General features: G+C 68.3%; 30 protein-coding genes and 1 pseudogene. 20 read left to right on the top strand and 11 right to left on the bottom strand.

Annotation, left to right across the window (positions count from 1 at the left end; translation table 11 throughout):
- The first annotated feature begins 3 nt into the window (after positions 1-3).
- The 5 genes from OHB24_RS39490 (at position 4) to OHB24_RS39470 (ending at position 3,428) form a co-directional block, all read left to right on the top strand.
- Positions 4-264: a hypothetical protein gene (locus OHB24_RS39490; RefSeq protein WP_130388988.1), complete on the top strand. Its 261-nt coding sequence runs from the start codon at positions 4-6 to the stop codon at positions 262-264.
- Between the two features lie 15 nt (positions 265-279).
- Complete coding sequence (locus OHB24_RS39485) at positions 280-1,509, top strand: hypothetical protein (protein WP_327636069.1); 1,230 nt, start codon at positions 280-282, stop codon at positions 1,507-1,509.
- On the top strand, positions 1,509-1,970 hold the full coding sequence (locus OHB24_RS39480) for a hypothetical protein (RefSeq protein ID WP_327636068.1): 462 nt from the start codon (positions 1,509-1,511) through the stop codon (positions 1,968-1,970). Before OHB24_RS39485 ends, OHB24_RS39480 begins: the two co-directional genes overlap by 1 nt.
- On the top strand, positions 1,970-2,431 hold the full coding sequence (locus OHB24_RS39475) for a hypothetical protein (RefSeq protein ID WP_327636067.1): 462 nt from the start codon (positions 1,970-1,972) through the stop codon (positions 2,429-2,431). The genes OHB24_RS39480 and OHB24_RS39475 overlap by 1 nt, the downstream gene beginning before the upstream one ends.
- 196 nt (positions 2,432-2,627) lie before the next feature.
- Positions 2,628-3,428: an IclR family transcriptional regulator gene (locus tag OHB24_RS39470; RefSeq protein ID WP_327636066.1), complete on the top strand. Its 801-nt coding sequence runs from the start codon at positions 2,628-2,630 to the stop codon at positions 3,426-3,428.
- Here OHB24_RS39470 and OHB24_RS39465 read toward each other — a convergent pair.
- Genes OHB24_RS39465 through OHB24_RS39450 form a run of 4 tightly spaced genes read right to left on the bottom strand, consistent with a single transcriptional unit; the run spans position 3,364 to position 6,771 of the window.
- Positions 3,364-3,972: a YesL family protein gene (locus OHB24_RS39465; protein WP_327636065.1), complete on the bottom strand. Its 609-nt coding sequence runs from the start codon at positions 3,970-3,972 to the stop codon at positions 3,364-3,366. The genes OHB24_RS39470 and OHB24_RS39465 overlap by 65 nt on opposite strands.
- A complete protein-coding gene (locus OHB24_RS39460; RefSeq protein WP_327636064.1) occupies positions 3,972-4,721 on the bottom strand; it encodes an SDR family NAD(P)-dependent oxidoreductase in 750 nt (249 codons plus the stop codon). The genes OHB24_RS39465 and OHB24_RS39460 overlap by 1 nt, the downstream gene beginning before the upstream one ends.
- Positions 4,718-5,836: a mandelate racemase/muconate lactonizing enzyme family protein gene (locus OHB24_RS39455; protein WP_327636063.1), complete on the bottom strand. Its 1,119-nt coding sequence runs from the start codon at positions 5,834-5,836 to the stop codon at positions 4,718-4,720. Before OHB24_RS39455 ends, OHB24_RS39460 begins: the two co-directional genes overlap by 4 nt.
- Positions 5,836-6,771 (bottom strand): dihydrodipicolinate synthase family protein, encoded by a 936-nt coding sequence (locus OHB24_RS39450; protein WP_327636062.1) that lies wholly within the window; start codon positions 6,769-6,771, stop codon positions 5,836-5,838. Before OHB24_RS39450 ends, OHB24_RS39455 begins: the two co-directional genes overlap by 1 nt.
- 102 nt (positions 6,772-6,873) lie before the next feature.
- Here OHB24_RS39450 and OHB24_RS39445 point away from each other — a divergent pair, with 102 nt between their 5' ends.
- The 6 genes from OHB24_RS39445 to OHB24_RS39420 all read left to right on the top strand — a co-directional run bounded on the left by OHB24_RS39445 (position 6,874) and on the right by OHB24_RS39420 (position 11,721).
- Entirely contained in the window at positions 6,874-7,686 is an 813-nt protein-coding gene (locus tag OHB24_RS39445; protein WP_327636061.1) for an IclR family transcriptional regulator, read from the top strand.
- Complete coding sequence (locus OHB24_RS39440; RefSeq protein WP_327636060.1) at positions 7,683-9,131, top strand: ABC transporter substrate-binding protein; 1,449 nt, start codon at positions 7,683-7,685, stop codon at positions 9,129-9,131. The genes OHB24_RS39445 and OHB24_RS39440 overlap by 4 nt, the downstream gene beginning before the upstream one ends.
- 4 nt (positions 9,132-9,135) lie before the next feature.
- On the top strand, positions 9,136-10,092 hold the full coding sequence (locus OHB24_RS39435; RefSeq protein WP_327636059.1) for a carbohydrate ABC transporter permease: 957 nt from the start codon (positions 9,136-9,138) through the stop codon (positions 10,090-10,092).
- Positions 10,089-10,916 (top strand): carbohydrate ABC transporter permease, encoded by an 828-nt coding sequence (locus OHB24_RS39430; protein ID WP_327636058.1) that lies wholly within the window; start codon positions 10,089-10,091, stop codon positions 10,914-10,916. Before OHB24_RS39435 ends, OHB24_RS39430 begins: the two co-directional genes overlap by 4 nt.
- A gap of 230 nt (positions 10,917-11,146) precedes the next feature.
- Entirely contained in the window at positions 11,147-11,338 is a 192-nt protein-coding gene (locus OHB24_RS39425; RefSeq protein WP_442913940.1) for a hypothetical protein, read from the top strand.
- A complete protein-coding gene (locus tag OHB24_RS39420) occupies positions 11,335-11,721 on the top strand; it encodes a hypothetical protein (protein WP_327636056.1) in 387 nt (128 codons plus the stop codon). The genes OHB24_RS39425 and OHB24_RS39420 overlap by 4 nt, the downstream gene beginning before the upstream one ends.
- A 97-nt stretch (positions 11,722-11,818) precedes the next feature.
- On the opposite strand, the gene OHB24_RS39415 is transcribed toward OHB24_RS39420, so the two are convergent.
- Positions 11,819-12,124, bottom strand: coding sequence for a hypothetical protein (locus OHB24_RS39415; RefSeq protein ID WP_327636055.1), 306 nt, complete (start codon positions 12,122-12,124; stop codon positions 11,819-11,821).
- Positions 12,125-12,314: 190 nt separating this feature from the next.
- Here OHB24_RS39415 and OHB24_RS39410 point away from each other — a divergent pair, with 190 nt between their 5' ends.
- Positions 12,315-13,304: an oxidoreductase gene (locus OHB24_RS39410; RefSeq protein WP_327636054.1), complete on the top strand. Its 990-nt coding sequence runs from the start codon at positions 12,315-12,317 to the stop codon at positions 13,302-13,304.
- Between the two features lie 11 nt (positions 13,305-13,315).
- Positions 13,316-13,807 carry a metallophosphoesterase family protein gene (locus OHB24_RS39405; RefSeq protein WP_327636053.1) on the top strand — a complete coding sequence of 164 codons (492 nt, stop codon included), beginning with the start codon at positions 13,316-13,318 and terminating at the stop codon, positions 13,805-13,807.
- Between the two features lie 98 nt (positions 13,808-13,905).
- Here the strand turns inward: OHB24_RS39405 and OHB24_RS39400 are convergent, their stop codons facing one another.
- Positions 13,906-14,061 carry a hypothetical protein gene (locus OHB24_RS39400; RefSeq protein WP_165546543.1) on the bottom strand — a complete coding sequence of 52 codons (156 nt, stop codon included), beginning with the start codon at positions 14,059-14,061 and terminating at the stop codon, positions 13,906-13,908.
- A gap of 18 nt (positions 14,062-14,079) precedes the next feature.
- Between OHB24_RS39400 and OHB24_RS39395 the strand changes: the two genes are divergently transcribed.
- Together OHB24_RS39395 and OHB24_RS39390 are read left to right on the top strand one after the other, a co-directional pair.
- Positions 14,080-14,715 (top strand): hypothetical protein, encoded by a 636-nt coding sequence (locus OHB24_RS39395; RefSeq protein WP_327636052.1) that lies wholly within the window; start codon positions 14,080-14,082, stop codon positions 14,713-14,715.
- A gap of 69 nt (positions 14,716-14,784) precedes the next feature.
- Positions 14,785-16,014 carry an exonuclease domain-containing protein gene (locus OHB24_RS39390; protein ID WP_327636051.1) on the top strand — a complete coding sequence of 410 codons (1,230 nt, stop codon included), beginning with the start codon at positions 14,785-14,787 and terminating at the stop codon, positions 16,012-16,014.
- 3 nt (positions 16,015-16,017) lie between these two features.
- On the opposite strand, the gene OHB24_RS39385 is transcribed toward OHB24_RS39390, so the two are convergent.
- From OHB24_RS39385 to OHB24_RS39375, 3 genes are all read right to left on the bottom strand, one after another.
- Complete coding sequence (locus tag OHB24_RS39385) at positions 16,018-16,542, bottom strand: orotate phosphoribosyltransferase (RefSeq protein WP_327636050.1); 525 nt, start codon at positions 16,540-16,542, stop codon at positions 16,018-16,020.
- Positions 16,543-16,994: 452 nt separating this feature from the next.
- Positions 16,995-17,249, bottom strand: coding sequence for a hypothetical protein (locus OHB24_RS39380; RefSeq protein WP_327636049.1), 255 nt, complete (start codon positions 17,247-17,249; stop codon positions 16,995-16,997).
- Between the two features lie 60 nt (positions 17,250-17,309).
- Positions 17,310-17,798: an FBP domain-containing protein gene (locus OHB24_RS39375; protein ID WP_327636048.1), complete on the bottom strand. Its 489-nt coding sequence runs from the start codon at positions 17,796-17,798 to the stop codon at positions 17,310-17,312.
- Between the two features lie 214 nt (positions 17,799-18,012).
- Between OHB24_RS39375 and OHB24_RS39370 the strand changes: the two genes are divergently transcribed.
- The gene (locus OHB24_RS39370) at positions 18,013-18,564 is read left to right on the top strand and encodes a YceI family protein (protein WP_327636047.1); all 552 of its coding nucleotides are present in this window, start codon (positions 18,013-18,015) and stop codon (positions 18,562-18,564) included.
- A gap of 35 nt (positions 18,565-18,599) precedes the next feature.
- Here the strand turns inward: OHB24_RS39370 and OHB24_RS39365 are convergent, their stop codons facing one another.
- Both OHB24_RS39365 and OHB24_RS39360 read right to left on the bottom strand, forming a co-directional pair.
- Positions 18,600-19,088 (bottom strand): hypothetical protein, encoded by a 489-nt coding sequence (locus OHB24_RS39365; protein ID WP_327636046.1) that lies wholly within the window; start codon positions 19,086-19,088, stop codon positions 18,600-18,602.
- Between the two features lie 111 nt (positions 19,089-19,199).
- Positions 19,200-19,739, bottom strand: a complete 540-nt coding sequence (locus tag OHB24_RS39360; protein ID WP_327636045.1) for a hypothetical protein — start codon at positions 19,737-19,739, stop codon at positions 19,200-19,202.
- 226 nt (positions 19,740-19,965) lie between these two features.
- Here OHB24_RS39360 and OHB24_RS39355 point away from each other — a divergent pair, with 226 nt between their 5' ends.
- From OHB24_RS39355 to OHB24_RS39340, 4 genes and pseudogenes are all read left to right on the top strand, one after another.
- A complete protein-coding gene (locus OHB24_RS39355) occupies positions 19,966-20,313 on the top strand; it encodes a hypothetical protein (protein ID WP_327636044.1) in 348 nt (115 codons plus the stop codon).
- A 3-nt stretch (positions 20,314-20,316) separates the two neighbouring features.
- Positions 20,317-20,430 (top strand): annotated as a pseudogene (locus OHB24_RS39350) (response regulator transcription factor); the annotation flags it as partial.
- Positions 20,431-20,434: 4 nt separating this feature from the next.
- On the top strand, positions 20,435-20,791 hold the full coding sequence (locus OHB24_RS39345; RefSeq protein ID WP_327636043.1) for an MmcQ/YjbR family DNA-binding protein: 357 nt from the start codon (positions 20,435-20,437) through the stop codon (positions 20,789-20,791).
- Between the two features lie 27 nt (positions 20,792-20,818).
- Positions 20,819-22,288: a fused MFS/spermidine synthase gene (locus tag OHB24_RS39340; RefSeq protein WP_327641160.1), complete on the top strand. Its 1,470-nt coding sequence runs from the start codon at positions 20,819-20,821 to the stop codon at positions 22,286-22,288.
- The last annotated feature ends 19 nt before the right edge of the window (positions 22,289-22,307 follow it).

The following is a 22,307-nucleotide window of genomic DNA, read 5'->3' as shown; positions in this document are numbered from 1 at the left end:
GAGGTGTCCGACGTACTGCGGCTCAAGGAACAGCTGCACCAGGTCTCCATGGAGGCCAAGCAGGCAGCGGGTGGCCTGGCCGGATTCAAGCTCCGGTTCACGCAGCACAGTCAGTTGGTGGAGAGCCTGATCGCGGGGACCGCGACCGGCATCGACCGCGACATCACCGAGATCCTGGAGGCCGCGAGCAAGGCCGTCGAACAGGCCGCCGAGGCGCTGGAGATCGCGTCGGCCGGCTGCAAGAACTACGCCGACCAGATCTGACCCCCGAGTATCACGGTGCCGTCCGAGCTGCAGCGCGTCGCCCGCGGCCTGGTCGACTGCTTCGACGAGATCCCCCGGGTCGTCGACCAGCTCCTGCGTACGGCGGCGCGCTGTCGGGAGAACGCACAGGTCGCGCTGATCGCATCCCGCGGCCAGGCAACTGTCGCCGCGCAACAGCTCGACGCTGCGGCGCGTGCTTGCGAAGCCGCTGCGCACTTTCTGTCGATGGCGCCGCCGAAGGCACGCGGCTGGGCCGAGGGTTTGATCGGTACGGCGGGACCGTCGACCAATCGCCCTTCGTCCGATTCCGCGGATCGCAACAAGTCGACCAGCGGCACCGGCGACGTCCAGGTCCGCACGAGACGCCTCACCGCGACGTACGACGATCTTGAAGTTGCCGAGGACAACGAGCCGCCCTTGGTCACGGTCGCCCGCAAGGCCTTCGAGAACTACCGCAAGGCCCACGAGAAGGACGAGGAACGCGACGACAAGAACCTCGTGGAACTCGAAATCACCATCACCGAAACCGGCGAAGTGCTCTTCGAGGAACCCGACAAGAAGGAAGAGCAGAAACGCGCCGAACGCCTCACCCGCGACTTCGCGATCGACCCCAACCTCACCGAAGCCGTAAAACTCCTCCTCGACTCCATGCCCGAAGCCGAAAAGTGGCAACACGCCACCCTCACCATCACCACAACCCAAATCGAAGCCACCTTCGACTACCCCGAAAACCCCCGCCCCGAGCCGCTCGTCGTAGACATCGAACTCCCCGACCTCCCGACCCCGAACGCCCAAGACTTCGACCCTGCCTTCGACCTCCGCCCCCTCGAGTTCGACTTCTCCCCGGGCATCCACGATCCTCTGAAGACCTTCAAGCCTCACGAACGAGTCGTTGCCGAACGACTGGCCGAGGAAGGATGGCGCATCGATGCCCGGCGGGAGGACCACGGGTCGGGCGACAAGAACCCGGACGCGACGGTACGCAAACAGCCGGACGAGCGCGGAGCGGTCGTGGAGTTCAAGACACCGAACAGGAACGGGACCCATACCGTCAAACGCAACATCTGCGATGCCAGCGATCAAGCGTCCGAGATCGTCATCGACGGCCGAGATATCGATCTTTCGGAGGCAGACGCCTGGCGTGCCTACCGCCGGGCACTCGGTCAGCCCGGCAAGACTATTGCGGATGTCGTCCACGTCATCCTCGGTGACAGCCGACTGGTTACCTATCGAAAGGAGAAGTGATGTCTGTCGTCGACAGTGTCTTCCTGGCGGTGTCCGGTGGGGCGCCGGAGGTAGTTGACTGGTTGGTCGAGGGTGTCGCGGCCGAGGTCTTGGTGACCGAGACGAGCGCTGTCCGGCTGCGGATGCGCGGCGAGAACGCAGCGGACTGGCTCGGGGTGGTGGTGCAGCCGAACGGGTACGTCGTACCGGATCCGGAGCCGGACGACGTACAGGCGATGGACAGCTACGGGATCGAGGTCCAGTTGCGTGGCGGTGGTTCCAACGAGAACCTTCACCGGGAGGCTGAGCGCCTGTTCGACGCACTGATCACCGCGCGGCCCGACGTACCTGCGTTGCTTGTCCATAATCTCGACACGTTGGTGTCCGCCCATCTCCCCGGTGTCGGCACGCATACCTTCGACCCGCTGATCACCCCGGACGTCGAGGACGGCGACACCTGGCGGAGCTGGATTATTACCTGATGTCGAGCGACGACAACATCTTCTTCGCGAGCGACGAGCCGCTGGACGCTGTGGTCGGGTGGCTCGCGGGTGCCTTGCAGTTGGAGCGGCCAGCGGAGAACCAGCACTTCTTCGGTGGGCGTGCCCGGACCGTCGACGGACGGCTTCTGCTCCTTGTCGAGCCGAACATCTACGGTGAGGCCGACCCGGCACCCGAAGACGTCTCCGCGATCGATCGGTATACCGGAGCGGTCGACGTACGCATCTCCGGCTCGAGGGACGGGGTGGCGCAGGCGAAGGAGGCACGTGCGGTCTTCGATGAGCTCGCCTCGACGCAGCCTCGGGTCGCTCTGGTCCTGGCCACGGCGATGTCCTGGATCGTCGCGGCGTACCTGCCGGGCGCCGGCGTCCATACCTTCCCGCCGGAAACATCGCTCGATGCTGACGACATTGACAGCTGGCGGGCGTGGGTCGTGGGGTGAGGTGCAAGGTCGACAGGAGGTGTTGGGTGGGTGGGTAGTGCACCTGAGTGTGGTTGTGGTTGTGCGTACGGTGTCTCGGGGGTGCACTACCTGTCGAGCTGCTGGCGGTTCGGGGTGTTTTGGTGGGGTGGAATTGTTGTGGGGGGATCTACGATACGGATGAGGGAGCCATAATTCAGGGTGAGAGGTGAGGTTCGTGGCGCGTGCGGTCGGTCGGGAGGCGGGGCCGGGGACGCAGAGTGTCGAGCGGGCCTTGTCGTTGTTGTCGGAGTTCACCGAGGCGCATCCGCAGCGGCGGGTGTCGGAGTTGGTGGAGGCGACGGGGCTCGGGCAGTCGACGGTGTCGCGGTTGGTGGGGGCGTTGGTGGCGCTGGGGTTCCTGGCGTACGACCAGCGCAGCGGGCTGTACGGGATCGGCCCGAAGGTGATCACCCTGGCGGGCATCGGCCTGAACGAGCTGCCGGTGCACCAGCAGTCCCGGCAGGTGGCGCAGAACCTGGCCGCCGACCTGAACCTCGGCGCGAACGTCGCTGAGCGCCGCGGCCCCGAGCTGTTCTACCTGTGCCACTTCGAGGGCCGCGCCGCCGGCCGGTCGTCCACGCTGGTGGGCCGCCGCGGGCCGCTGCATGCGACCGCGATGGGCAAGGCTCTGATCTGCGAGCTCCCGAAGGCGGACCTCAAGGATCTGCTCGGCGCTGACCTGGCCCGCTACACGCCGCACACCGTGACGGATCACAACGCGCTCGACACGCTCCTCCGCGAGGTTCGCGAGCGCGGTTATGCCCTCGAGGTGGAGGAGTTGGCGTTCGGCCGCGCCTGCCTCGCCGCCCCCGTACGCGACCGGACCGGCGCGATCGTCGCCGCCCTCTCGGTCTCCGGCCCGCTGTCGGCGATGGACCTCGCGGCCCGGGAGGATTCGCTCGCCATGCAGGTCATCGAGCAGGCTGACCAGATCTCGTCAGGTCTGGGCTATCACGCGTCAGCAGCCGTGAGCTGACCAGCACCGCACCCAGCGCAGCCGTCGCGGGAGCGAACAGGAGCGCAGCCGGTACGACGTACCACGCGCCCGCGCCGGCCGCGACCAGCGCGATCGCAGCGGCCACGGGTACGACGGGACGACGCCACGCGACGTGGATCGTGAGTATCCAGATTGCCGTCGTACGACGGGACTCGCCAACAACGGCGACCGCGGGTAGCAGCCACAATGTGACCAGATACCCCAGTAAAACAAGGGACAACGGCACTGCGACGACGGTCTGACGCGCCATCGTGAGATAGAACCCCAACACCCACACCGTTGCCAACGGCAAGCCGAGGACGATCTGGCCGCGTCCGAGCCACTCGCGCCACCCGGACCAGAACGTCGACCAGGCGGGCGCATCGGGAGAGCTTGAGATCACCTTGTGAGCCGCGAGAGTCGAAGGCGCGATCCCGACCACGACAGCGCCGGCCAGAACGCCCAGGATCCAGAGCGCCGAGACGAGCGCCAGCCGAGCCGGCCATTCGAGCCACCGATAGAAAGTACGGCCCGCGAGCTCCATCAGTCGGCCTGCAGTCTCGCCTGAAGATCCGCCCGCCCGACCACCGCAGGCGACAGCACGGACAGCCCACCATCGACCGGCAGAATCACGCCGGTGATCGCGGAAGCACGCGGCCCGGCGAGGAACGCGACCGCGTCCGCGACCTCCTGAGCCTGGATGGTCCGGCCCAACGGGTACCCGGTCGATGCATCCGGCAACTTCTCGCCGCCGACCATCCCGGGCGCGACCGCGTTCACGCGCACCCCGCGGTTCGCGTACTCGACCGCGAGTTGGCGGACGAGCGCATCCACCCCGCCCTTGGCTGCCGTGTACGCCGCTGCCCACGGCGCGGCCACCAACGTGTTCACGGACGAAACCGCGACGATCGCGCCCGCATCGCTGGCCACCAAGTGCGGCAGCGCCGCCCGCACCGTGAAGAAGACCGTGTCGAGCGTGTTGGACAAGGCGTCGCGCCACTGCACGTCGCTGGTCCGGTGCGCCGGCACCAGCGGCATCCGCCCGGCGGCCGTCACCAGCACGTCCAGACCGCCGAACTCCGCCACGACCCGATCGACCGCTGAAGTCGCCGCTGCGGGATCCGAGCAATCCGCGGTCAGCCGGAGGTCGAGGCCGTCGACCTCCTCGTCCTCCAGAGATACGCCCGCGACCCGGCAACCGTCGGCCGCCAGCACCGCCACGATCGCGGCCCCGATCGGCGTCGTCGCGCCGACCACGAGCGCCAGGCGAGTCGCCGGATCAGGTGTAGTCACTTGATGCACGCCCCGCGTACGGCGTCCTCGTCGACCTCCACGCCCAGCCCCGGTCCGGTCGGCACCGCGAACCCGAGGTGGCCCCGCTCGAGCGGAGTCGCCAGTACGACGTTCACCGGGTCGAACAGCGCCGGATGGAACTCGTACGCGACCAGATTCCCGATCGCAGCCGACGCATGGATGCCGGCAGCCATGACCACACCGAGTCCGGACGAATGATGCGGAGCCAACGGCACGAACCAGGTCTCGGCCACCGCCGCGAGGTCGATGGTCTCCGTGATCCCGGTCCGCCCGACATCCGGCTGCAGGATCGCCGCTGCCCGCCCTTCCAGCCACGGCCGGAACTCCTGCCGGTGCCGCAGACTCTCCCCGATCGCCACCGGAGTGTCGATCCGGCCCGCGAGCTCCGCATGCCCGCTCACGTCCTCGAACCCGACCGGCGCCTCGAAGAACCACGCGCCCAATTCGTCGAGTCCACGCCCGAGACGCACAGCCTGCGGTACGTCGTACACGCCGTGCACGTCGATCGCGATCTGCAGGTCGTCATGCACCGCGCGCAAAGCCTCCACGGTGGCCAGGTCCTCGCGTACGCCGTATCCGAGCCCGATCTTCACCTGCCGGACGCCCTGGTCCACCCAGTCCCTGGCATGGGCGACCCGCTCGCTGTCCTTGTTCCCCTGCAGACCGGACACGTACGTCGGTACGACGTCACGCTGAGCGCCTCCGAGCAGTTGATGCACCGGTACGCCGGCGATCCGTCCGGCCAGGTCCCACAACGCCACGTCGATCGCAGCGATGGCGTCGCCCTGATGTCCGCCGAGGTGACCGCGTTCGCGCATCAGCGCCCGTAGCGCGGTCACCAGCGGCCGGACCCGGGTCGGATCGGCACCCAGCAACGCGGGCTTCAGCAGGAGTTCGATGATCTTGGCCGGGACTTCAGGAGCAACCGGGGCCAGCGCCTCGCCCCAGCCGACCGACCCGTCGTCGGCAGTGAGCCGGACGAGCAACGCCTCGCGCGCGGAGCCGTAGATGCTCGGCCACGGCGGTTTCGTGCTGTAGCTGCGTGGTTCTGCGAGCGCCAGCGGAAAGACCTGTACGTCGGTGATCGTAGGCATCAGTGGGTCCTGGTCAGCGGAGCGGATACAGCAGGAAGGTCCAGCCGGTCGAGTATCGCGGTGAGGCCGGCCTTTGCGCGAGCATCGAGGGCACGCGCCGGCACCCGGACCGTGGCATGGTCGATGAGGCCGCGGGCGACCAGGACCTCCTTGTGCACGGCCCAGGCGATCCCGGACTGGAGCCCGTAGACGAGCAGCGGTAGCAGCAGGTCGAACCGTGCCCGCGCGTCGTCGTACCGCCCTGCGCGCCAGTCGTCGACGACCGGAGCGAGCAGGTCCGGGATCTCGCAGGCGGGCATCGTGCCGACCGCACCGGCGCCGAGTTCGTCGAGAAGGAACTGTGCGTTCTGCCCGCCGAGAACGACGAAGCCGCGCTGTGAGATCCGGTCGACGACGGCTGCGACCTTGGGCGCGGTCGGCGGAGCCTCGACCTTGACCGAGGTCACGCCCGGCACGGCCGCGAGCTCCACGATCTGTTGCGGCGACATGGTCACGCCCGTGACTCCCGGGGCGTCCTGCACCATCACCTCGATCCCGACCGCGGCCACCTCCGCGTAGAACGCGGGCAACTGCGCCGGGCTCGGCGGAACCATGAACGGCGGCAGCACCATCACCGCGGTGGCGCCGGCGGCCGCTGCCTCCGCGGCCTGCTCGACAGCAGTCACTGTCGACGTCGCCGCCACACCGACGACCAGCGGTACGGCGTTCGCGACCACGCCAACCGCCTCGCGTGTGACCAGGCGGCGCTCGTCGGCGGTGAGCGCGAAGGCCTCGCTGGCCATCCCGAGGACGGCGACTCCGTGGACGCCGCTCGCGAGCTGGAACTCGGTCAGGCGGCGCAGGCCGGGCAGATCGAGGCTGCCGTCCGGGCCGAAGGGTGTGGCCAGGATCGGCACCAGTCCCTGGACGGTGGGCGGACTGTCAGCGGTCAGCATTCGGCATCCGATAGATGCTTGACGAGATCCATCATGTGCGTAAGGCTGCCACATAGTGGATGTACCCGTCCATCATTCACCGCAGAAACCCCAGGAGTGCCCGTGGCGCCGGAGGCAGGGTCGAACCGCAGCGTCGAGCGCGCTGTCGCCGTACTGCGTGCTTTCGCGGTCACCGGAAGCCTGCGGGTCACGGAGGTCGCGAACCTGGCCGGCCTTCGCCAATCCACCGCGTCGCGGCTGCTCAGCACCCTCGAGTCGGCCGCCTTCGTCGAGCGCGATGCGGACGGTCACTACCGTCTCGGCGCCGAGCTGATCACGTTGGCCGGCGTGGCCGTGAACGGTCATCCCGTGCACCACGCGGCCCGCCAGCCGGCCCAATCGCTCGCTGCGGCGACCGGCCTCGGCGCGAATGTCGCCGTACGGCGTGGGCACGAGGCCTACTACCTGTGCAACTTCGAGGGACGATTGGCGCCTAGGGCGTTCTCGCTCACCGGGCGGCGGAACCCACTCCACGCCACCGCGCTCGGCAAGTGCCTGCTGCTCGGTGTCGACGACCGCCGCACGTTGCTGGGGGAGCTCGAGCGGTACACGCCGCGCACCATCACCGACCACGACACCCTCGACGCGGCGATCGACCAGGTGGCCTGGCAGGGCTACTCGACGGAGACCGAGGAACTCTCGCTCAGCCGATCCTGCCTGGCCGCCCCACTACGCGACCGCTCCGGTCACGTCGTCGGCGCACTCTCGCTGTCCGGCCCGTCCAGCGCCGTCGACCTAGCCACCCGGGAGCGCGAACTGTCGCGCCTCGTGGTGGAGACGGCCGATGCCGTCAACTCGCACCTGGGCCACCACGGCCCCACCGATCCCCAGCTCACGGCGCCACCCGGGCGCCTCGACCAACGGAGCCGATCATGAAGATCCGCCCTGCCCTCACCGTGCTCACCTGCGCGGTGGCGCTCGCCCTGTCGGGCTGCAACCTCGTCGGCGGCAGCTCCGACGCGGGCAACGCCGCCGACAAGGTGACCGTCACCGTGGCGCTCGTCCCGGATCCGCCCGGCGCGAGCGAGTTCTACCGGCAGCAGTTCGACGAGTTCGAGAAGGCCAACCCAGGCATCGCGGTCAAGGTGGTGGAGAACCCGTCCGACCAGCAACTGAACGCTGTCGAGCTGATGTTCCAGCAGAACCGCGCGCCAGACGTCTTCCGGGCCCAGGACGACGGCATGGACCGGATGGCCGCGCGCGGCTGGGTCGCGCCGCTGGACGAGTTCGTCACGCCGGAGTTCCTGAAGCGGTTCCCCGAGGGGAGCATGGATCCGGCCACGTCCGGCCTGCACCGCGACGGCAAACTGATGAGCCTGCCGCTGGTGTGGGGCCCGTGGTCGTCGCTGCGGGTGTTCCTCTACAACGAGGACCTGCTGAAGAAGTCCGGTTTCGACAACCCGCCGAAGACCTGGGCCGACCTCGAACGGATGGCGGCCAAGATCACCGCCGACGGCCACGGCAAGTACTTCGGGTACGCACCTACTGCGGCCAAGGCGCCCGCGGCCGAGATGCTCGCCGGCACCGCTGTTCCGTACTCCGTTGCGGCCAGCGGCATCGACTTCCGCACCGGCAAGCCCGCGACGTCGAGCCCGGGTCTGGTCGAGGCCGTCGAGCTGCACCGGCGCATGCAGGCCGCGAAGGTGATGATGCCGGGCTGGGAGAGCTGGGACGGCAGCCGCGCGTTCAAGGAGTTCGCGGCCGGCAAGCTCGCGATGTACCCGACCCCGCCGTGGCACGTGGCCGAGGTTCGGAAGCTGTCGCCGGAGATCAAGCTCGGCATCACCGGGCTGCCGGTGCCGGCCGCCGGGCGAGGCGCCTACCTGGCGCGGAACAAGTCGTTCAGCCCGCTGTGGTCGATGTCGTCGCAGTCCGCGCACAAAGCGGAGAGCTGGAAGGTGATGGACTTCCTGGCGTCGGACGCCTTCCACAAGGCGTACTACCAGAAGTTCGGCACGCTGACCGCGCTCGAAGGGGCCTGGAAGGCCGAGGCGGAGAAGAACCCCGACCAGGCCGCGATCCTGAAGGTCGCCGCCGAGACGCTGCGCCGTGCGCCGAACCCGGCGCTCGCGAGCAAAGGCGGTCAGGCCATCACCCAAGCGCTCGCGGCCAAGCCGGACCTGAAGTACACCGACGCCGCGGTCAGCTCGATCGTGAAGAACCAGCCGTTCGCCCCGGCCGCAGCTCAGCTGGACAAGGACCTGCAGACCTTCCTGGACAAGACGTCGGCCGACCTGGCCGCGAAGGGCCAGGAAGGGTCGGCCAAGGATCTGACCTTCGCGGGCTGGGACCCGTTGAAGGACTTCACGCCGGGAGGCTGACCGGATGACGACGACGATCGAGCGCGTGGCCCGGAAGGCGCCGGTCCGGGAACGCCCGCGCCGGGGGCCGGGCAAGTTCCGCAAGCATCTGTGGAGCTACGTGTTCCTGATTCCCCTGGTCCTGCTGTTCGGCGGGTTCACGATCTGGCCGATGATCGCGAGCTGGTGGTACGCGTTCTTCGACTGGGACGGTGTCGGCTCGCCGGCCGACTGGGTCGGTCTCGCCAACTTCCGCGAAGTGCTGGCGTCAGACGCTTTCTGGCGGGCGTTCTGGCACTCCTTCGTGTTCTCGCTGGCCGCGATCTTCGTTGAGCTGCCGCTCGCGCTGGTCCTGGCGATCCTGCTCAACAACACCTGGCTGCGGTTCCGGAACCTGTACCGCCTGGTGCTGTTCCTTCCGGTCGTGGCGACGACCGCCGTGATCGGCATCGTGATCGCGATCCTGCTCGACCCGGCCGGCGGCCTGGTGAACCGGATCCTGCTCGACACCGGGCTGGTCGACCAACCGGTCAACTTCCTCGGCAGTACGTCGATCGCGCTGCCGACCCTGCTCTCGATCGACATCTGGAAAGGGTTCGGGATCACCTTGATCTACTGGCTCGCGGCACTGCAGACCGTGCCGAAGGACCTGCAGGAGGCGGCCGCGATCGACGGCGCCGGGTTCTGGCGGTCGCTGCGGTTCGTGACGCTGCCGGTCGTCCTGCCGATCGCGATCGTGATCCTGCTGCTCGTGTTCCAGCGCAGCCTGAACACCTTCGACCTGGTACGGGCGGTGACCGAAGGCGGACCGGATTACGCGACGGACGTCGTACCGACCTACATCTACCGGTATGCGTTCGATCCGTCGTTGCAGGCGCCGCGGTACGGGTTCGCGTCGGCGGCCGGTGTGGTGTTCGGGCTGCTGACGCTGGCCGTGACGTTGCTTCAGGCACCTTTCATGCGGCGGAGGGTGGGCTCGTGAACCGGCTGCTGCGGCGCAACGTCTGGCACCTGCTGCTCGTCCCGCTGTGCCTGGTGTGGGTGTACCCGTTCGTGTGGATGGTCTCGGCCGCGTTCAAGACGCCGAAGGAGATGCTGCTCGGCGGGCTGTCGTTGCTGCCCGACCACGCCACCCTGGACAACTTCCGGCGGGCGTGGACGACGGCGAAGTTCAGCACCTACACGGCGAACACCGTCACGTTCTCGATCGCGGTCGTCGTCCTGGTGCTGCTCGTCGCATCGGCTGCCGGGTACGCGTTGTCCCGACCCGCGCTGCCCGGGAAGAAGGTGCTGGTCGCGGTGCTGGTCGCGACGATGTTCATCCCGCACGGCTACACGATCATCCCGACGTTCGTCCTGGTGAACGGTCTCGGCCTCGGCAACGGGCTGCTCGGCGCGGCGCTCGCCCAGGCGGGGCCGGCGCTCGTCGTACCAGTGCTTCTCTTCATGGGCTTCTTCAGCGGGATCCCGAAGGAACTGGAGGAGGCGGCCCGGATGGACGGCGCCGGGTACCTGCGCACGTACTGGCAGGTCATGCTGCCGCTCGCCAAGCCCGTCATCGGCACCGTCGCGTTGCTGAACTTCATCGGTGCGTGGAACGCGTTCTTCATCCCGCTCGTGTTCACGCTCGGCAACCCGGACCTGCGGACGCTCGGTGTCGGGATGTACGGGTTCTACGGCCAGGACACCACCGACTGGACCGGCCTGGCCGCGGCCGCCTGCATCAGCGTCGTACCGATCGTGGTGGTCTTCCTGTTCCTGCAACGGACCTTCGTCGAAGGAATCGCCGGCGCGGTCAAGAGCTGACCGCACCGGCCCGGCCCGGCCCAAAAAGTTTCCTTCAACCCGCGTCATGATCGCCTCGGCCGTCCGTCACTACCTGTGAACCCATCCCCACAGGGAAGTGGAAGTGATTACCGTGCAGGGTTGTCATGCGAGGTCGCTGATGGGAACCGGCTCGACTCGGGGCCGGGTGTATTGAGATGGCCGACGGTTGTGATCCGCGCCCGGCTGCGGTCCGGGTGGAGCGTCGTCGGGTGAGAGTCTGGTTCGGGGACCACGTGGTCGCCGACTACCGGGCCGAAGCGGAGCTGGCCGAGCGGTACGCCGCGGCCATGTCGCGCAGGTTCGCCGGGTTGCGGGTGACCAGCGACCCGGTTCCGGACCACGATCCAGGGCCGGAACGGAAGCTGCCGGGGGAGCGGCTGTGGGAGGTAACACCGAAATGAGCTCCCGTCGCTTCCGGCTGATCCGTCATCAAGATGTCTCCGGTGTCAGCGGCACCGGACCCGTCGCCGAGGGTGTGCAGTTCACCGACGGCTCGGTCGCGCTCCGCTGGTACGGCGACTACCCGACCACGACCGTCTGGGACGGTATCGACTCCGTCGTCGCGATCCACGGGCACGGCGGAGCCACGACGGTCGAGTGGCTCGACCCCGAGAAGGGTCCCGATCCCGACCTCCAACTGCCGCCCCGCGAGTCCCTCCCGCCCCGGCCGTGGCCGGACCTGCACTCCGCGCCCGAGCCGCAGGACCCCGACCCGCTGCACTCCGAACGCGACCTCGGGTCGTACGGCGCCGCGCCGCCGTCCACCAGGTCGTCGTACCGCTGAGATCCCGATCCACCGGTGCCGGCTCACCCCCCTCCCGGCATCGGTCACCTCGGTACGGCGTACGCCCGGGCGAGCCGGCGTACGCCGTACCTGAGGATCACTCCATCGAGGAGACCTCGTCGAGGTTGTAGAACGTGCCGGGACCGTCGCAGAGCTCCATCATCTTCTCCGACATCTCGGTGGTGTCGGGACGCCGCGAGTTCTCCATCGCCGCCTCGTACGACTCGAACTCGACGATCGCGAAGTAGCGCCCCGGCTCGTCGCGGTCGGCGCAGGTGATGCCGCGGGTCGGCGCCGGGCCTTCGCCGTCGGCCTCGCGTTTCGCGCGGAAGTCCTCCATCAGCGCCGCGACCTCGTCCGGCTTGGAGGTCCGGTACTCGATGATCTGAACGAAACCAGCCATCACTTCCCCCTGTTTCCACAGACACTCACCCCTGGGTGTCTTTGTGGTTCGACAGTGCGCCCGGATCGCCTGCCTGGCAAGAGGACGACGATTACGGTGACGTGACGAGGGCGACGAATCACGCACGGCAGTTTCTGCCCTCGGCAGAGGCGCCTGGGATTTGTCGGCCGGGCCTGATTGGCTGGCCCGCATGGAGATTCTGATCCTCGGTGGTACGGCGTGGCTCGGTCGGGAGATCGCGACGCAGGCGATCGCGCGCGGGCATTCGGTGACCTGTGTGGCCCGTGGCGAGAGCGGCGGGGTCGCGGACGGCGCCACGTTGGTCGCGGCCGATCGCAGCAGCCCGGATGCGTACGACGCGGTGCCTGCGCGGGACTGGGACGCGGTGTTCGAGGTGTCGTGGCAGCCGGGCTTCGTGAAGGGGGCGCTGGCCGCGTTCGGCGCCCGCGCGAAGCACTGGACGTACGTGTCCTCGTGCAATGCGTACGAGAAGTACGACACGCCCGGCGCGGACGAGACGGCGGCGTTGCGGGAGCCGGCCGCGGACGACGTGGCCGACCGGGAGCAGTACGGCGAGGCGAAGGTCGCCTGTGAGCTCGCGTCCCGCGAGGTGGTCGGGGATCGGCTGGTGATCGCGCGCGCCGGGCTGATCGGCGGGCCGGGGGACCGCAGCGATCGCGCGGGTGCGTGGGTCGCGCGGGCGGCGCGGGCGCCCGAGGCGCCGTTGCTGGTGCCCGACACGCCCGAGCTGGCGACGGCGGTGATCGACGTACGGGACCTCGCTGGGTGGCTGCTGGACAACGCGACCGAGGGGCGCACGGGGACGTTCGACACGTTCGGACCGGTGGTGCCGTTCGGTGAGTGGATCGAGTTGATGCGCGAGGTCGGCGGTCACACCGGGCCGGTGGTGCTCGCGCCGCGGGAGTGGCTGGAGGAGCAGAAGGTCGAGCAGTACATGGGGCCGGATTCGCTGGCGATGTGGCTGACCGAGCCGGGCTACGAGGGCTGGTCGTCCCGCAGCTGCGCGGCGGCGGCCGCGGCCGGTCTCACCCACCGGCCCCGCCGGGAGTTCGTCGAGGACACCCTCGCGTGGGAGCGCGAGCTCGGCCTGGACCGCGACCGCAAGGCGGGCCTCAGCCCGACCAAGGAGAAGGAGTTGCTGGCAGCACTGAAGGGATAGAGAGTGGGCGCATGCGCCTCCTGCTGATCTCCGACACTCATCTGCCGGTGCGGGCGAAGAAGTTGCCTGCGCCGGTCTGGGACGCGGTCGACGCCGCCGACGTGGTCATCCACGCGGGTGACTGGGTGGGCGTCGGGCTGCTGGACGAGTTGGAGTCACGTGCGGCCCGGCTGGTCGGGTGCTGGGGCAACAACGACGGCCCCGAGCTACGGGCGCGCCTGCCCGAGGTCGCGCGGGTGACGCTCGACGGGTTGTCGGTCGCCGTGGTGCACGAAACCGGTCAGGCCAAGGGGCGTGAGGAACGCTGTACGGCGGCGTACCCGGGAGTTGATCTGCTCGTGTTCGGGCACAGCCACATCCCGTGGGACACGACTGCGCCGGGTGGGCTCCGGCTGCTGAACCCTGGGTCGCCGACCGACCGGAGGCGGCAGCCGTACTGCACCTACCAGACCGCGACGATCACCGACGGCCGCCTGAAACAGGTTGCCTTGCACAACCTTTAAGTTGCGTATTGCAACGACTGCGGCCGGGCAGACGTGGACGGCGCCGTACCACCGAGTTACGGCGCACCACGACTGCCCGGCCGAGTTGTCGCCCGGTGTCAGGCGTTAGCTGCTTCCTTGACCCGGGTCTTGAGGCGATCGCGGACCTCTTCCGGCGTGTACGCACGGCGCTTCCGCTCGCCCCGTGCGATCACGACACCCGTCGCGGCGACGCCGACGAGTCCCGCAAGCCCTACCACCTTCCATACCTTCATGCCGACTAACCTAGCGACGTGAACAGCCGGATTTCACTGGATGACGCTACGGAACTGACACGAACAGGTGACATTTGGCTGTTCCGTGGCGGCAGCGCGGCGGATCGCGCCATCCAGCTGACCACCAACAGCCCCGTCAACCATGTCGGTATGGCGATCGTCGTCGAGGACCTCCCGCCGCTGATGTGGCACGCGGAACTGGGCCGCTCGCTCCCGGACGTCTGGACCGGTCAGCACCAGCGCGGTGCGCAGCTGCACAATCTGCGCGACGCGGTGCTGGTGTGGGCGCGCAAATACGGGCAGCAAGCCTGGCTGCGGCAGCTCGATCATCCCGTCACGCGGGAGATGGAGGACGCAGTGCTGCGGACCGTCGCTCGCCTGGACGGTACGCCGTTCCCGTCGACGGCCCGGCTCGCGTCGCGATGGGTGCGTGGGCGGGTGCCGGCGATTCGTCGCGGATCGCGCGAGCTCGAGCTGGAGTCGGCGTACTGCGCCGAGGTGGTCGCGGTGACGTACGAGGAGATGGGGCTGCTGCGCGGGCGGAAGCTCAACTGGTACGACCCGGGGCGGTTCTGGAGCGGCGACGAACTCGAGCTGGCACATGGAGCACGGCTGGGCGAGGAGATCGAGGTCGAGATTCCGTCCGATACCTGACGGGACCGAAACTGTCGGCGGCGTGTGATTGGGTTGTCTCAGTCGGTCAGCGAGCCGGAGGAGGCCTGGATGTACGCGGTTATCGACACCGAGACGACCGGTCTGCTGCCGACCCATCGGCATCGGGTCATCGAGATCGCCGTCGTGCTGCTGGACGCGCGCGGGCGGGTCGAGCGCGAGTGGGTGACGTTGCTGAATCCCCAACGTGACTTGGGCCCGCAGCACATTCACGGGATCCTCACCGCCGACGTGCTGGCGGCGCCGGAGTTCCGGGACATCGCGCGGCAGCTGGGGGAGTTGCTGGCCGGACGGATGGTTGTCGGCCACAACGTCGAGTTCGATCTTGGGTTCCTGCGGGCCGAGTTCGCGCGGCTCGGTGTCACGGTTCCGCTGATCACCGAGCGGTCGATGTGCACGATGGCGCTCGCCGGGTATCTGCATCCCGGCGCCAAACGAACGCTGGGTGCCTGTTGCGCGGCGGCCGGGATCTCGATCGAGGGCTGGCATTCGGCGCTGGCGGACACCCGGGCGACGGCGGAGCTGTTCGCTCAGTACCTGGGTGCTTTCGCGGCACCGCCACCCTGGCAGTGGGCCTACGAAGAGGTACGACGCTTGCCCTGGCCTGACCTGCCGGGCACGGATGTCGCGCCGACCGTGCGACCGGTGCATGCCGGCGGTAGGCACGGCTGGATGAGTCGGCTTGTCGACCAATTGCCACGCGTCCCGGAGCCGCCGCAGGCCGACTCGTATCTCGTCCTGCTCGACACGATCCTCGCCAACCGCGAGATCACGGCCGCGGACGCGGACCAACTCGTGCAGGTGGCGACCGAGCTGGGGATGACGCGTCCACAGGTCGACCATCTCCATCGGTGGTACGTGTCCGCGCTGGCGACCGCGTCGTGGGGGACCGGCGAGATCTCACCCGACCAGCGCAGCGATCTCGACCAGGTCGCGATGATGCTCGGGCAGCGTGTGTCCGACGTCGACGAGGCCCTGCTCCGCGTGAGCGCCGGGCGGTACGTCGTACCGGATCGTCCTGGTGCGCGGAGATATCCGCCGGGGAGCACGCTGGTGTTCACCGGGGACATGGTCGACCCGCGAGAGGTGTGGTGGGACCGTGCCGTGGCGGCCGGGTTCGTCCCGCAGGAGGCGGTCCGCCCGGACACGACGTTCGTGGTCGCCGCCGACGTCGACAGCCTGTCGATCAAGGCCCGCGCGGCCCGCGAGTTCAACATCCCGATCATCTCGACCGACGACTTCCGCCGCCTCCTCCCCGCCGAGCAACGCAAGGCAGGCTGAGCCTCAGGCGGTTGGTCTGAGGTGGTCGGGGGTTAGCAGGGCGTGGAGGGTCAGGCCGGCCTGGGTGAGGGCGTCTGGGGTGGTGGGGTTGCGGTTGATGACGCAGAGGGCGTCGGTGATGGTTGCGCCCAGGGTGCGGAGTTCGTTGGTCGACAGGATGATCTGGCCGCCGGTGGTGACGACGTCCTCGACGATCGTGACCCGGCGGCCCTTGGTCTCGGCGCCCTCGGCCAGCCGGCAGGTGCCGTAGGGCTTCGCCTGCTTACGGACGAACGCGCAGGGCAGGCCAGTGTGCCGCCCGAGCGCGGTGACGACCGGGATGCCGCCCATCTCCAGCCCGGCCAGTACCTCGGTGCCTTCCGGGATCAGCGGGACCATCGCCGCGGTCACCTCGTCCAGCAGCACCGGATCCGCCTCGAACCGGTACTTGTCGAAGTACTCCGTCGTCGTCTGCCCGGACCGGAGCAGGAACTCCCCGGTCAGATGTGCGGTCGCATGGACCCGACGTCCCAACTCAACAAGCTCCACGCCCCACACCTTATCGGTCACCCCGCGATGCAGGGTTGCCCAGCTCTCCGGTCCGATGGGTGGGTGCTATCAGCCCGGACCCAGGGGTCGTGCGGCAGGTAATGGAGGGTCGGCACCTGGTATTACCTGTCCCTAGTCCCCACCGCCTGTCCCCAGTCCCCACCACCGCCCGCCCGACCACCGCCCGCCCCACCGCCCGCCGCGCCGGTCCGCTGCGCCCGTCGGGCAGGCGACGGGTTATCCCGTCGCGTTGGGGGTTCTCTACTGCTGTGCAAGGGGAGAACCCTGCACACGAGGGGATAACCCCCTCTCCGGGCGGCCCTGTCGCGGAGACCCGCTGCATTGTCTGGGACCGCGCCGAGTCGTGGCGTTTGGCTGACCACCGGAACGTCGAGTCGTGGATCGAGGCTGCGTTCGGCGGCCGATATCCACGACTCGAGGAACGTTGTGCCTCAGTCCTCGTCGTCGAGGGGTTCGATCTCGAAGCGGAGTTGTTTGCCGGAGCGGATGCGTTCGATCGCGGACAGGCAGGCGTCGTCGCTCATCTGTACGCCGATCTCGCCGAGCTTGTGGCGCAGGACCCGGGCCGCGTCCTCGGCGGAACGGGCGCTGGACTCGTTGATCGCCTCGATCGTGGTGGCGGTGAGCCGCTCGCGGATGTCCGGGTGCGTCTGGTGGATCTCGTGAGTGATCCGGAAGTCGGTCATCGCGCTCTCCCTGGTGTTCCCCGGGCCGATTTGTGCACCAACAGCCTAGTGCTCCGGACGTCAGGCGAGGACGCGTTGAACGAAACTCTCCAGGCGAGTCGCGAGACGTTTCGCCCGGACGTCCGGGCCGACGGTTTCGCCCTGCGGCAGGTCGAGGTCCTTCAGCCCGCGGATGTACAGCGAACAGGCCAGGTCGGCGCAGATGTACATCCCGACCGTGTTCCCCTCCCGCCCGGCCGAACCCGCTCGCCGGGCCACGAACAACGCGACGTCGCTGACGTGGTGCGCGGTGTTGCACAGGTCGCACAGTCCGGCGAACCGGCGTGCGGCGCCCGACGTCTGGGTGCTGACCGCGATCCCGGTGACGCCGGCGTCCCGCTGTACGACGACGTACCCGCGGTTCGGCGCCTTGCCGTCGCGCCAGCCGAGGAAGTCCAGCGACTCCCAGGGCAGCTCAGTGAAGCTGGGCGGCAGCGCCAGCTTCTTGACCTGGCTCTTGGACGAATTGACGAACGAGCGCCTGATGTCCTCGGCGCTGAGCGGTTCCACGACGGTCCTCCGATCCTCGACCACCCATGAGACAAGCCCGGCCCGGTCCGGCGCAACCGGTTAACTCCGTTGCTGCAGGCAACGGTTCTGCGGGCCGTTGACCGGAGAGATCGCGTCCACGACTCGGACACGCCGGGTGGGGGGTGGACTTCTGAGCGTTAAGGGTGAACTCTGTACTATCTAAACTTCAACTATCTTCCTGGAGGAATCCGCGATGTCCAGCGAGTACGCCGCGCTCACCGGTGACTACACCCTCGACGCCTCCCACACCCGGATCGGCTTCAGTGCACGGCATGCGATGGTGACCAAGGTCCGGGGCGCGTTCGACGAGTTCGAGGGCTCGTTCCACGTCGACGGCGAGAACCCGGCGAACTCGTCCGGGAAGGTGACGATCCAGGCGAAGAGCATCAACACCCGCAACAGCCAGCGTGACGAGCACCTGCGCAGCAACGACTTCCTCGCGATGGACGAGAACCCGGAGATCACCTTCGTGTCGACCGCGGTGAAGGCGGCCGGCGACGCCGAGTTCGTGGTGACCGGCGACCTGTCGATCCGCGGTGTCACCAAGTCGGTCGACGTGACGTTGGAGTACACCGGGTCGGCGACCGACCCGTTCGGCAACCAGCGCCTCGGCCTGGAGGGCTCGGTCGTGATCAACCGCAAGGACTTCGGTGTGAGCTGGAACGCGGCGCTCGAGGGCGGCGGCGTACTGGTCAGCGAGAAGGTCACGCTGGAGCTCGAGGTCTCGGCGATCAAGAACGCCTGACTGTCTGCCCCAGGCCTCCGCTGCGGGGCCTGGGGTCAGGCGTGGCGGGTGGTTTGCTGGAGGAGTGACTCGACCGCCTCGCGGAGTTCGGTGTCGTCGTGCGGGCCGGACCAGACCACGATGCGGCCCTTGTCGCCGAGCTTGGTGCTGATCAGGTCGCGAGCCGGTGAGGGGTCGCCCTGGTTCACGAGTACGACGAGACGCCGGCCGTCGCGCTGCAGCCGGTCGAGCAGCGGCGGGAGTGTCGAGCCGCGGAACAGACCGGGGTCGCTCTTGACCTTGGTCTCGATCATCACGCCGCGGCCGCGGACCACCAGCAGGAAGTCGGCGCGGTCCCGGGTGAACTCGCGGTCGTGGTAGATCCGCGCCTTCGGCCACAGACGTTGCAGGGCTGCGTCGACCTCGACGTCGTACTGCGCCGCGAGCCGGCTGATCCGGGAACTCGTACCGCGTGGCCGCAGCGATTCCGGCGTACGGCGGCGGCCGAGGAACGGCAGCCAACGCCCAATACTCGTGTCGATCATCGGTGGACCCCTCGACCTAGTCCGGCACTTGTCAGTGAGTCTGCCCGGGCGTGCGCGGGGGGAATCCGGGGATCGCGCAATCGTGATCCCACTGCCATAAAGCCGAGGGGTTCAGCAGGCGTTCGGGGTGGTGGTGCCGCCGTCGACGATCCAGCCGGACTGCTGGTTGAGGACGCGCATCTGGTCGAGCCAGCGGGTCGGGGTGGTGTTCGGGAGTACGCCGCGACCGCGGACGTTGACGGTGCGCGCCGAGGAGGTGTCGTAGCAGGCGCTGACGATGACACCGTTGGCCGCCAGCGTGCGCTTCGCCCACAGCACCTTGGTGTTGCCGATGTTGTGCAGCTTGCGGGTCCGGAAGTACTTCGCCTGCGCGCTGATCGCCTGGAACATCGCCGGCGTCATCACCGGCTCCAGCTGCTTGGTCTTGCTGCCGCCGCTGCGCATCATCACGTCGAGCGCGGTGCGGTACGAGTAGTACGCGTTCAGCACGGGGTCGTCGGTGCCGACCGCCTCGTCGGTGGTCGTGGTCCGGGCCGCCTTGTGCGCCGCCGGGGATGCGGCGGCGACATTGCTGTCGGCCTCGTTGCCGCAGCCGGGAAGCAGCAAAACCGGGGTCAGCGTGGCGGTCACAGCCAGGTTCCGCATGCGCATGGTGTCCGAGTACCTCCTGTTGGACTCACCGCCAGCGCCGACGGCTGCGTAGCACACCGTTCGGCACTGACCGTGTAACGCCGCGACACGCATCGTGGTCACTGTGACCTGGATCACAGTCGACCCCCTACCGAGGTACTGGTCCCGGTTTGGCTCCGCGGCTGGAGGTGCGGACGGCCGGGAATTCCTAGCCTCGATCTCAGGACTTGAGACCGAGGAGACGACGATGGCGGACGCGATGCTGGGCGAGGAGGAGACCGCAGCGCGGCGGTGGCGTCGGCTCGGTGCAGGTGATGTGCAGTCGATGAGCAATGCGCGGACCTTCGGGTACGGATTGCCCAGTGCGGTGCTCGGACTGACGAGCTGGTTCGTGATGCTGCTGACGGTGTTGGCAGTGGTACGCGGGCCGTTCTGGGGGCTCGCCGTACCGTGCGTGTTCCTGTTCCTGTTCGCGCTGCGCGGCATTGCGGCGCTGCAGACGCTCCTGCTGCAGGGGACGCGCAGGTGGGTGCTTCCGGCAACTATCGTGCCGGCGGCCGGCCGCCTGGCAAGTCCTCTACCAGGTGCCGGGTGACAGACCGTGAAGACGCACGTCAGCAACATCCTGACCAAGCTGGACCTGCGTGACCGTGCACAGGCAGTCGTTTATGCGTATGAGACAGGTGTAGTGATCCCTGGTCCGCGACACTGAGTAGATGGACGTTCTGGAGCACGTACGCAGTCTGTGCCTCGCACTGCCCGAGGTGACCGAGCGGCCGAGTCATGGTGAGCCGACGTGGTTCGTCCGGGACAAGAAGACCTTCGTGATGTACGCCGACCACCACCACGACGACCGCCTCGGTGTGTGGATGGCCGCGCCACCTGGTGTGCAGGAGTCCCTGGTTGCGGACGACCCCGAACACTTCTACCGGCCGCCGTACGTCGGTCACCGCGGCTGGCTCGGCGTGTACCTGGACGTCGAGGTGGACTGGGGCCATTTCGAGGACCTCGTCGAGACGGCGTACCGCCAGATCGCCCCGAAGACCCTGATCGCCCGGCTCGACGAGGTCTAACCGTTCTATAGGGTTACCTGGGTGCACATGGGTGAGGGTGGGCCGGTTGGCCAGAAGCTGGCGATTGCGCTGGCGTTCGGGAGTTCGGCCGCCGTCATGGTGCTGGAGCTCGTCTCGCTTCGGCTGGTAGCGCCGTACATCGGCCTGACGCTGGAGACGAACACCGCGGTCATCGGAGTCGCCTTGGCGGCGATCGCGACCGGTGCGGCGCTCGGTGGCCGCTTCGCGGACGTTGCGCCGCCGCAGCGGACGCTTGGCCCGCTGTTCCTGCTCGCCGGGGCGCTGGTGATGCTGGTTCTCCCGGTGGTCCGCTGGACGGGCGAAGCGCTCCGGGGAGGCGCGAGCGAGCTGGTGTTTCTCGTCCTCGCCGTCACGCTCTTCGCGCCCGCGTCCCTCCTCGCCGCCGTCACACCAATGGTGACGAAGCTACGACTGGACACGCTGGCGCAGACCGGTACGGTCGTCGGCCGGCTGTCCGCCTACGCCACCGTCGGCGGCATTGTCGGCACTGTGCTGACCGGGTTCGTGTTCGTCGCGACCGTTCCGATCAGCACGATCGTTCTGACCCTGGGCGCCACACTGGTCGTCGTCGGAGCCGCACTGACCTTCTTGTTGCGTGGTGTGCAGGCAGCGGTGAAGCCGGTCGCTCTCGCGGTCGTCGGCGCCACGCTGACCATCGTCGCGCCACGGCCGTGTGAGGTCGAGACGGCGTACCACTGCGCTCGTGTCGTGGCGGATCCGAACCGGGAGAGCGGGCGGACGCTGTACCTCGACCAGGCGCGGCACTCGTACGTCGATCTGAAGGATCCGACCTACCTGGAGTTCGAGTACATCAAGAGCTTCGCGGCCGCCATCAACGGCACGTGGGCCGAGGGACGGCCGCTGAACGCACTGCACGTCGGCGGCGGCGGTCTGACCATGACGCGGTACGTGACGGCGACGCGGCCCGGCAGCAAGCACCAGGTGTACGAGATCGACAAAGCCGTGGTGGAGCTCGACAAGCGGGAGCTCGGCGTCGTGACCGGACCGGATCTGGAGGTCACGGTGCAGGACGGCCGGCTCGGCGTACGTGACGAAGAGACGGACAGCCGGGACCTGGTCCTCATGGACGCGTTCAGCGGGCTCTCCGTGCCCTGGCACCTGACCACGCGCGAGTTGGTGGCCGACGTACGACGGGTATTGCGACCGGACGGCCTCTACCTGGTCAACGTCATCGACTACGGCGCTGCCAAGTTCGCGAAGGCCGAGATCAAGACAGCGCAGGCGGTGTTCCCGTACGTCGCCGTGATCGCGCGCAAGGACGAACTGTCCGGCCAGAGCGGTGGCAACTTCGTGGTGGCGGCGTCCGACAAGCCGATCGACGTACCGGCGATCGTGAGCCATCTCGAACCGTCGATGGACGTCCTCGACCGGCCGGACGGCTTCGTCGGCGACGCCCCGGTGCTGACCGACGACTACGCGCCTGTGGACCAGCTGCTCACGCCGTACAGCGGCTGACCGTCTTGTGGTTGCATGT

The organism is Kribbella sp. NBC_00482 (genome assembly GCF_036013725.1).
GTDB lineage: Bacteria > Actinomycetota > Actinomycetes > Propionibacteriales > Kribbellaceae > Kribbella.
The sequence above is the reverse complement of the archived record's forward strand: the minus strand, read 5'-3'. Positions and strand labels throughout refer to the sequence as shown.